General features: G+C 42.8%; 8 protein-coding genes. All 8 read right to left on the bottom strand.

Features of this window, described 5'->3' with window-relative positions; translation table 11 throughout:
• Positions 1 to 236 precede the first annotated feature (236 nt).
• Positions 237 to 683: a ribose 5-phosphate isomerase B gene (rpiB, locus tag HMPREF1505_RS11655; protein WP_036925567.1), complete on the bottom strand. Its 447-nt coding sequence runs from the start codon at positions 681 to 683 to the stop codon at positions 237 to 239.
• Positions 684 to 747: 64 nt separating this feature from the next.
• Positions 748 to 2,763: a transketolase gene (locus tag HMPREF1505_RS11650; protein WP_036925564.1), complete on the bottom strand. Its 2,016-nt coding sequence runs from the start codon at positions 2,761 to 2,763 to the stop codon at positions 748 to 750.
• Complete coding sequence (locus HMPREF1505_RS13585) at positions 2,760 to 2,939, bottom strand: hypothetical protein (protein WP_036925562.1); 180 nt, start codon at positions 2,937 to 2,939, stop codon at positions 2,760 to 2,762. The genes HMPREF1505_RS11650 and HMPREF1505_RS13585 overlap by 4 nt, the downstream gene beginning before the upstream one ends.
• A gap of 297 nt (positions 2,940 to 3,236) precedes the next feature.
• Positions 3,237 to 3,905, bottom strand: coding sequence for an NUDIX domain-containing protein (locus HMPREF1505_RS11640; RefSeq protein ID WP_036925559.1), 669 nt, complete (start codon positions 3,903 to 3,905; stop codon positions 3,237 to 3,239).
• A 223-nt stretch (positions 3,906 to 4,128) separates the two neighbouring features.
• A complete protein-coding gene (gene galK / locus HMPREF1505_RS11635) occupies positions 4,129 to 5,289 on the bottom strand; it encodes a galactokinase (RefSeq protein WP_036925556.1) in 1,161 nt (386 codons plus the stop codon).
• A 91-nt stretch (positions 5,290 to 5,380) separates the two neighbouring features.
• Positions 5,381 to 6,664, bottom strand: a complete 1,284-nt coding sequence (locus tag HMPREF1505_RS11630) for an MFS transporter (protein WP_036925552.1) — start codon at positions 6,662 to 6,664, stop codon at positions 5,381 to 5,383.
• 42 nt (positions 6,665 to 6,706) lie between these two features.
• The gene (locus tag HMPREF1505_RS11625) at positions 6,707 to 7,798 is read right to left on the bottom strand and encodes an aldose epimerase family protein (protein ID WP_036925549.1); all 1,092 of its coding nucleotides are present in this window, start codon (positions 7,796 to 7,798) and stop codon (positions 6,707 to 6,709) included.
• A 294-nt stretch (positions 7,799 to 8,092) separates the two neighbouring features.
• The gene (locus HMPREF1505_RS11620; protein ID WP_036925545.1) at positions 8,093 to 9,040 is read right to left on the bottom strand and encodes a hypothetical protein; all 948 of its coding nucleotides are present in this window, start codon (positions 9,038 to 9,040) and stop codon (positions 8,093 to 8,095) included.
• Positions 9,041 to 9,499: the final 459 nt, after the last annotated feature.

Below are 9,499 nucleotides of genomic sequence, written 5' to 3'. Positions count from 1 at the left end.
AAACAAGCTCCGTCGCTCTATGCACCGACGGTGCCTCCGTGACTTCCATTGCTTTGTTTTAATAATCCTCCGTCCTCTCCGTACCTCCGTGTGACATTACTTCAAACCCTAAACACAAGTGGTAAACTTTATCACTCCAAAGTCCTGAAGACCCCAAAAAGAAAGGTGTCCAGAATCCTCTGAACACCTTAACTGTTTATCTTTTGTTTGTCTTATTCAATCAGACAAAGCTATGATTAGCCCTGTTGAACAGGAATCTTCTTAACACGACGCTCGTGTCTGCCACCCTCGAAGCTTGCTTTGAAGAACGCATCGAGAATCTTTTCTGCTGTCTTATTATCGATAAATCTGCCAGGAAGTACAGCAACATTTGCATCATTATGTTGACGAGTCAACTCTGCAACGTCCTTGTTCCATATCAAACCTGCGCGTACACCTTGGTGCTTGTTAAGTGCAATTGCCATACCCTCACCACTACCACAGATAGCGATACCAGGATAAACTTCACCACTCTCAATGGCTTCAGCCAATGGGTGAGCATAGTCAGGATAGTCGCAACTTAAATCGCTATTACAGCCAAAGTCCTTATATGCATACTTGTGCTCTTCCAAATACTGGATAACGAACTGCTTTAATGGATAGCCCGCGTGGTCGCAGGCAACTCCTACTGTCTTAATTTCCATAAGCTGTTTAGGTTTTTATGAGCCTCTGCCTTCGCTGATGAACTTAGAGACTCAGGTTAAACGTTTATGCTAAAAACTCTTTTACTTGCTTATATACATTCTCTGGAGTGAAGCCTAACTTCTCATCCAAGACTGTGTAAGGTGCTGAGAAACCGAAGCTGTTAAGGCCGAATACCTTTCCATTGGCACCAACCAAGTCCTCGATCGTTACTGGCAAACCTGCTGTCAGACCGAAAATCTTAGCGTCTCTTGGCAGAATCTGCTCCTGATACTCCTTACTCTGACGGCGGAAGAGACCCTCTGATGGTGCGCTTACAACACGTACCTTCACTCCGTCCTTGCGCAACAACTCAGCTCCTGCAACGCAGGTAGAAACCTCAGAGCCGCTTGCAACGAGGATAACATCAAACTGCTCGTCAGAGCCTGTTACGATGTATGCACCCTTGCGAGTCTGCTGATAGTCTGTTCCCTCTGGTAGACTCTTCACATTCTGACGTGAGAAAATGAGTGCTGTTGGCGTATCCATGTTCTCCATAGCCATCTGCCAGCAAACGGTTGCAGCATCACTATCGGCAGGACGAAGCACACGAACAGAGTCTTGTCCAGCGTGGTTTTGCAACTTCTCCATCAATCGAATCTGTGCTTCTTGCTCTACAGGCTCGTGCGTAGGACCATCCTCACCAACGCGGAAAGCGTCATGACTCCATACAAACTTAACTGGAGTCTGCATGAGAGCAGCCATGCGAATAGCCGGTTTCATATAGTCTGAGAATACGAAGAAGGTTCCCATAGCAGTGATGACACCACCATGAAGCATCATACCGATACACATACATGCCATTGCCAACTCGCTAACACCAGCCTGGAAGAAGGCTCCGCTGAAGTCATCACGTGTGAGTGCGTGTGTCTTGTTAAGGAATCCATCTGTCTTGTCAGAGTTGCTGAGGTCGGCTGATGATACAATCATGTTAGGAACTTGCTCTGCGATAACACCGAGACAAGCTGCAGAACCATTACGTGTAGGAATGTCGCGCTTCTGTACAAGGCCACTCCAGTCAATCTTTGGAGCCTTGCCAGAGAACCACTCACGCATCTGTGCTGCCTTCTCAGGGTTCTCTTTCTCCCATTGTGCTTCAGCTGCATGACGCTCAGCAACAATCTTTCTGAGTTCTGCTGCACGGTCATCATAAAGCTTCTGAACCTCTGGGAAAATCTTGAATGGGTCTTCTAAGTCACCACCAAGATTCTTTACTGTATTTCTATAGGCATCACCACCCAATGGTGCGCCATGTGTTTTAATGCTGTTTTCGTAGCTACTACCGTCAGCCTGCAATGCTCCTTTTGCCATAATAGTCCTACCGATGATAAGCGTAGGGCGGCTTTCTTCCTTGTTAGCAGCTACAAGTGCTTCACGGATAGCGTCTGGATTATTGCCATCAATCTCCAACACATTCCATCCCCAAGCACGATATTTCATGCCAGTATCTTCGTCCATAACCGCTCCACACTCAGTAGAAAGCTGAATGTTATTAGCGTCATAGAACATAATAAGATTGTTGAGTCCTAAGTTTCCTGCCAATCGTCCTACCTCTGCACTAATACCTTCTTGGACACCACCGTCAGAGATAAAGGCATAAATCTTGTGTTGCATCATGGTATGACCAAGTCGTGCTTCAAGGAATTTCTCAGCAACTGCTGCACCGGCTGCGTAGGCATGGCCTTGTCCAAGTGGACCAGAAGAGTTCTCGATGCCATGTGCGATGTCTCTCTCAGGATGACCTGGTGTGATTGACCCCCACTGACGGAATTGCTTTATATCGTCAATTGTGAACTTTCTCTGGAGTGTTAATGCTGCATAGAGCATTGGTGACATGTGACCTGGGTCGAGATAGAATCGGTCACGTCCTTCCCACTCAGGCTGATCTGGGTCAAAGACGAGAAATTCAGAGAAGAGAACGTTGATAAAGTCGGCACCGCCCATAGCGCCACCAGGGTGTCCTGATTTAGCTTTTTCAACCATTGACACTGCGAGAATTCTGATGTTATCCGCTGCTTGGTCCATCAAATGCTTGTCATTCATAAATAGATAGGATTTTTGAAATTATAATGCAAATATAAAGATAAATATGGAGACATCAAAATATTAAACTTACTATTTTCCCCAAAATATCCAAAAATGCCTAAAGCATAGTATTTGCTTTGCTCCGTTTGGTTGATGAGTGCTTGTTTTATGACTGTTTTATCGAAGTTCATCATCCTTTTTCAGTAGCTTGTTTCAGCGTTGAAGGATGTCGTCATTGTCACCTTTTATAGTTGTGCTAAGGCTTCGCACATAGTGTGCGGAGGCTTCGCACAATTGGTGCGGGGCGTTAGTACGAATCATCTTGTGGGTAATCAGGTATGCAATGAGGTATAAGAGAAGTGGCAATGGATGGATAAGAACACGATAAAAGGGTATATCAGAATGTTTGTCAGTGACCTTTTAACATCCGATATACCCTTTTTATGTGTTATCTTAGCTATATGCTTCTATCGTTAGCCTCCTATGAAGGATTATAGTGAGGCGTCTGAATATGCTTGTTTGTTGATGCGATACAATGCTGCACCACGCTTGCTGGTTATCTTATCAATATACTTTGTCTTCTCAATGAAGTCGATTTGCTTGATACGCTTACGGAAGTTGCGTTTGTCAATCTCAACACCCATAATCGCTTCGTGGACATTCTGAAGCTGTGTGAGCGTGAAGAGTTCTGGGAGAAGATTGAAACCGAGTGGGTCTTTATTGATGAGTTTGCGGAGTTGGCTCAATGCTATCTGTACCATCTCGATGTGGTCACCATATAGCTCTGGTAATTTGTTGATGTCAACCCACTGTAGGTCGTTCTCTTCCAATAACTTATTATCGTAGTCAGACACATTGATGAGGGCGCAATAAGCGATTGAGATAACGCGATCACCAGGGTCACGATCAGTCTCACCGAAGGCTCCCACCTGTCGCATATAGATGTCATTGATGCCCGTACATTGGAAAAGAACTCTGTTGGCAGCCTCTTTTAAGCTCTCGTCTTCTCTAACGAATCCGCCGTAGAGAGATAGTTTGCCGCTGTATGGTTCAACCTTACGCTTACCAACGAGTAACTGTAGCTTTTTGTTTTCGAAGCCGAGTACGATGCAGTCGACCGAAACTAATAGTTTGGGTTCACCTTTGTAGTATTTATTCATGTTGTAGGTTTTGATATGAGATGTAAACTTGTAAATATCTCTTGGTTAGGTAGTAATATCTTTTTTGTTGTGTATTGGGATTTAAAGGTCTTCCTGTGTTGGATTACTTCTTGTGTTTATGACGCTTATTTTTAGCTAAGGGCTGAACTTCTTATGTTGAATCCAGCCCTTATACTAATTAAATATCGATGAAAATGACACCTCGTTAGATACCATTATGCTCTTAGCAAACCTTGTGAGAACCTTCACTGATAACCACTGGGTAGACTTCTGGGGCATGACCATACTTTGCTGTGAACTTCTCTGTTGCGTCAGCAATGAACTTGTCATACAACTCATCCTTAACGAGGTTGATGGTACAACCACCGAAGCCACCACCCATGATGCGGGAACCAGTTACGCCATTCTCCTTAGCAATGTCGTTGAGGAAGTCGAGTTCTTCGCAGCTTACCTCATATTCCTTGCTAAGTCCGTGATGTGTTTCATACATCTTCTGACCAACTGTCTCATAGTCACCAGCAACAAGTGCGTCACAAACAGCGAGTACGCGCTCTTTCTCACCGAGAACGAAGTGTGCACGCTGGTAGTCTTCAGCACTAACCTTGTCCTTAACAGCCTCTAACTCGTCCCAGTTAGCATCACGCAATGTCTCATACTTCTTCTCTGGGAACTGCTTAGCAATAGCTGCAACAACGTTCTCACAGCTTCTGCGGCGATCGTTATATGGGCTACCAACAAGTTCGTGCTTAACCTTTGAGTTGACAAGAACGAGCTTATAACCCTGTGGATTGAATGGGAAATACTCGAATTCACGGCTGCGGCAGTCAAGGCGCATCAGCTTACCTTCCTGACCGAAGACGCTTGCAAACTGGTCCATGATACCACAGTTCACACCGATATACTTATGTTCTGTAGCCTGACCAGCGAGTGCGATGTCCCACTTTGATATCTTATTATCAGCAAACAAGTCGTTCAATGCGCATCCGAAACAGCTCTCCATAGCAGCAGATGAACTCATACCTGCACCGAGAGGAACGTCACCAGCAAAGGCAATGTTGAAACCCTTTACGTCAACACCAAGTGCTTTGAACTCCTGTACCATACCATAAATGAAGCGTGCCCATGTAGCGCGTGGCCCCTCTGGGTCGTCAACTTTGAACTCTACACGGTCCTTAAGGTCGATAGAGTAGCACATAACAGTGTTTGTACCATTGGGACGAACCTCTGCCATAATGCCCTTGTCTACTGCACCTGGGAATACGAAACCACCATTGTAATCAGTGTGTTCGCCAATAAGGTTTATACGTCCTGGTGAGAAATAAATGTTTCCAGTCTGACCGTCGAAATGCTTAATGAAACGGCTTCTTACGAATTCTATGTCCATGTTAGTAATGTTTTGAATGATAGTTAGGGTTTTATGTATATATCTCCTTATAATGGCAAGCGTGATGCCTGCCATTATAAGGATGCTTGTTTTAAGCCTTCTTTGAAGGATGTGAGCCTACTAAAGCGTAGAAGAGCATGTAAGCCAACATACCAACGATGAGCCAGTAGCTCTGGATGTCGCCTACCTTTGTTGCCATGAGGTTCTGAATCAATGGCATTACACCACCACCAACAACCATAGTCATGAAGAGACCAGAAGCTGTCGCTGTGTATTTACCAAGGCCTTCGGTAGCGAGGTTGAAGATTACACCCCACATAACTGATGTACAGATACCACAAAGGATGATGAACAATACCTTTGTTGGGACCTCTACCTTGTCGAATGTGCTCTCTGCAAGGTTAGGAATTGAAAGACTCATCTTTACATCCTCTGGCATGAAGATAGCAACGAGCAAGAGGAGGAGGGCTACTGCTGAGGTTACGGTCAACTGCATACGAGATGATACCTTACCGCTGATGAAGGCACTAACGAAGCGACCTACGAGCATCAACATCCAATAAACACCTGCAATCAAACCTGCTGTTGCTGCACTACCAAGTACACCGCCCTTTGCAACTGGCTCACTGAGGTAGAACAAGAGCTGACCAGGAATACCAACCTCAACACCTACGTAGAAGAAGATAGCAATGATACCGAGCAACAACTGACGATAACGCAGAGCCTCCTTGACACCACCAACAACGTCTGTCTTCTCTGTCTCCGGCTCTGTCAACTGTGTAAACCAAACGATAACGAATGAAGCTGCAAAGATAACTAACGCAATCAACAACAATGGAGTTACTGCCTTGAGTGATGTTTCCTTTGTAATCTCACCAATCATAGAACCTGCGAGCATTGGAGTCAGCGTCGCTGCGAGTGAGTTCAACGAACCACCCGTCTGAATCAGCTGGTTACCACGGTTACCACCACCGCCAAGAAGGTTCAACATTGGGTTTACAACGGTGTTCAAGATACAAACGCAGAAACCGCAAACGAAGGCTCCGAGCAAGTAAACTACGTATGTGCTGATGGCATTTCCGTCCATTGTACTTGAGAAATACTGGATGCCAATACCGAAGAAACCAAGTGCCAAAGCTACAAGAGCAGTCTTCTTATATCCGTATTTTGTAATCATCATACCTGCAGGAATACCCATGAAAAGGTAAGCTGCAAAGTTCATCATGTTACCCATCATACCAGCCCACTCATAGTGCTGCTTCCAAATTGTACCAAATGGTGCCGCCATATTGGTTACGAAAGAGATCATCGCAAATAAGAACATCATGGTGATAATTGCCACCAAGGTTCCTTTCTTGTTAGTTTGATTTTCCATTTTGATATTTCAATTTTTATTTATTATTTCCTTTTTAGATGCTTATTTCTCTACACCGAACTTATAAATCGTTCTCTGTGTGTACTCCTTACATGGCTCTAAGATGACAGAAGGGAAATAAGGATGGTTTGGACTGTCTGGGAAGTGCTGTGCTTCGAAGCAGATAGCACTGCGACGTGGGAAGGTGGCACCATGCTGTCCCTTATAGCCGTCAGCCCAGTTATGGGTATATACTTGAACACCTGGCTCTGTTGTATACACTTCCATTGTTCTGCCACTCTTTGGTTCTTTGATGCGTGCAGCGAATGATAGCTCGCCTTCTTCCTTCTTATTCAGTACGAAACAGTGGTCGTAACCTGCGCCATTCTTAATCTGTTCGTGCTCAGCGTCGATATCCTGACCTACTGCCTTTGGCTCACGGAAGTCGAATGGGGTTCCAGCTACCTTCAAAATCTCACCCGTTGGGATGGATGTATCGTCAATAGGAAGATAGAAGTCTGCGTTTATCTGGCATTCTAAGTCGTCAATTGTTGGTGTAGGATTAGCAATACCTGCCAAAGAGAAGAATCCATGACTGGTAAGATTGATAATCGTTTTCTTGTTTGTCTTTGCAGAATACTTGATAATGAGTTCGTCGTTATCAGAGAATGAATAGGCTACCCAGACTTCAACTTCGCCTGTATAGCCTTCCTCTCCATAAGAAGAAATGTACTTCAAAACAACGGCATGGTCGTTAACTTGTACTGCATCCCATACCTTTGCGTTAAAGCCCTCCTTACCTCCATGCAGAGAGTTAGGACCATTATTAATAGCAAGTTTATACTCCTTTCCGTTCAACTGGAAACGACCTTTAGCAATACGGTTGCCATAACGGCCAATAAGTGTTGAAAGATAAGGCTCTGGTGAGGCGATAACCTCTTGTATATTGTCATGTCCTTGAATGACATTTGCTAATTTACCTTCTTTGTCAGGAACCATGATAGCAACAATCGCACCACCGTAATTAGTGACTGCAACCTCATTGCCCTTGGCATTTCTGAGTACATAAAGATCGGTTTTCTTACCGTCTATTGTCGTCTGGAAGTCTTCTTTTTTCAGTCCACACGCGTAGTGTGTCTCTTCGGTATTTACCATGATGTTCTGTTTTTAGTTACTATTTCAAGACCTGCAAAGTAAATAAAAATAAACGATAACTGCAAACTTAACTTTGAAAATAATAGGGTATGGTGTGTTAAAAACAATTAACATAACGGCTATTTAATCCAAATCAACCATTATGATTTTATGGAGATTTAATCTCTTATGATCGATTTGGATTAAAAATGTCTTTATTCTTTAAGATTAATCTAAGTCTTTTAAACGAAGATAATACCTCTTTTTATAAGGATTCGTGTGCAAATATTGGATTAAATAACCTCTACGTATCCTCTATTTCTTAGCGGGACAAGCCTTAAGCAAAGGATAGTTTGACGTCTCCTGAAACTTTGTTAGCTTATTATGCATGTGTTCTAAATCGTCGAATTTCTTTTGCTGAAGCATTTCTTTGGCAAAAGGTGTTGTCGGGCTGTTAGGATATGTCTTTATAAATCGTTCCCATTCTTTCTTCACATCATTGTCTAAATGTACGTCATCGTAAGATATAGGGGTGTTATCAAGGCCAAACAAAAAGGCATACTGGAGAAATTTATAGTCATCTTGTAGTCTACAGAATAATTCTTTCTGCGTTGGATTTGCCTTTACATAAGCCTCATATCGAGCAAGCAGATTACCCAACTCTCGCCAAGTTATTATCAGTCCAGCATCTGGGGCAATGTTCTCACTATCCTTCAATAGGTGCCAAAAGTCTTGGTAGTATTTCGGTAAGAGCTTGACATACTTAGTATAGAACTTGGCTGGAGGTGCAAGTTCTACTATTCCCTCTCCCAAATCTTCTACATCTATGCCGTACTTCTTATAATATTGTTCCTTCTGTATTATGGAATCATGTGGCTCTTTCTCATTACCTTCATCATCCATCCTAAATTCGTAATAGTGGTCAAGGAAATAGCTTTCATGCTCGTTGATTTTAAGTAACTCTTTTTCCACTTGTGTATTAAAATCATCAAAGATTCTACAACGCTCCTCTGGTGTTGCAGCTTCAATTGTAAGGTCAATAACTTGCTCATGAAGTTGAATACGTTTCAGAGGGTCAGTAGTCTTTGCAAGAACCTGTTTTATGCTGTCGATATTAGCTGTTTGTTTTATACTGTCAGCCTTTGTTTCCTGCTTTATGCTGTCAATATTTTGTATGTCTTTATCTGATTGCTTAGAGGGATTGTTTTGACACGCTGTCAATAGTGCAATTCCAGATAAGAGTAAATAAAGAAATCGTTTCATAAGATGATAAATAAGAGTTTTAATAATGATTCTATTTTGTTCTCATAACTTTATTATGATTCGCAAAGATAGATAAAAAGGGAGGAAGTTCCAAATATTTGTGTTTTATTTCTTTTCGTGCGATTTCTGTACGATAAAATGCTCTTCTTTATGGATGTGTACGCTCATAGATACTCCGTTTTAGCTTTTTCATAACTTTTTATCTAAGCTTTCTTTAATGAATAGTATAATTCACTGTAGATATATAGCACATAAATAAGCGCTATCTCTGTATGAAATATTATGACAAAACAATGCGTTTGATGTCTTACTTTTAGGTTAAAAATGGCGTTTTCGATTACTCTTGTAACTATCAAGTAATCAGGTAGTTGAAGAATAGCGTTGTGAAAGGTGCTTAATTGGACTTCAAAAGGGCGTTAGTTAGACCTCAAAAGGGCACCTTTTGCAAGCCAATTAAGC

It is taken from the genome of Prevotella sp. ICM33, from assembly GCF_000517825.1.
Taxonomy (GTDB): Bacteria; Bacteroidota; Bacteroidia; order Bacteroidales; family Bacteroidaceae; genus Prevotella; species Prevotella melaninogenica.
Note: the sequence above shows the minus strand (reverse complement) of the source record. Positions and strands in the feature narration are given on the sequence as shown.

Coding starts and splice junctions, on each gene's coding strand:
- HMPREF1505_RS11630 (WP_036925552.1), bottom strand. CDS start 6,664: ATGGAAAATCAAACTAACAAGAAAGGAACCTTGGTGGCAATTATCACC.
- HMPREF1505_RS13585 (WP_036925562.1), bottom strand. CDS start 2,939: ATGATGAACTTCGATAAAACAGTCATAAAACAAGCACTCATCAACCAA.
- HMPREF1505_RS11640 (WP_036925559.1), bottom strand. CDS start 3,905: ATGAATAAATACTACAAAGGTGAACCCAAACTATTAGTTTCGGTCGAC.
- HMPREF1505_RS11650 (WP_036925564.1), bottom strand. CDS start 2,763: ATGAATGACAAGCATTTGATGGACCAAGCAGCGGATAACATCAGAATT.
- rpiB (WP_036925567.1), bottom strand. CDS start 683: ATGGAAATTAAGACAGTAGGAGTTGCCTGCGACCACGCGGGCTATCCA.
- HMPREF1505_RS11620 (WP_036925545.1), bottom strand. CDS start 9,040: ATGAAACGATTTCTTTATTTACTCTTATCTGGAATTGCACTATTGACA.
- galK (WP_036925556.1), bottom strand. CDS start 5,289: ATGGACATAGAATTCGTAAGAAGCCGTTTCATTAAGCATTTCGACGGT.
- HMPREF1505_RS11625 (WP_036925549.1), bottom strand. CDS start 7,798: ATGGTAAATACCGAAGAGACACACTACGCGTGTGGACTGAAAAAAGAA.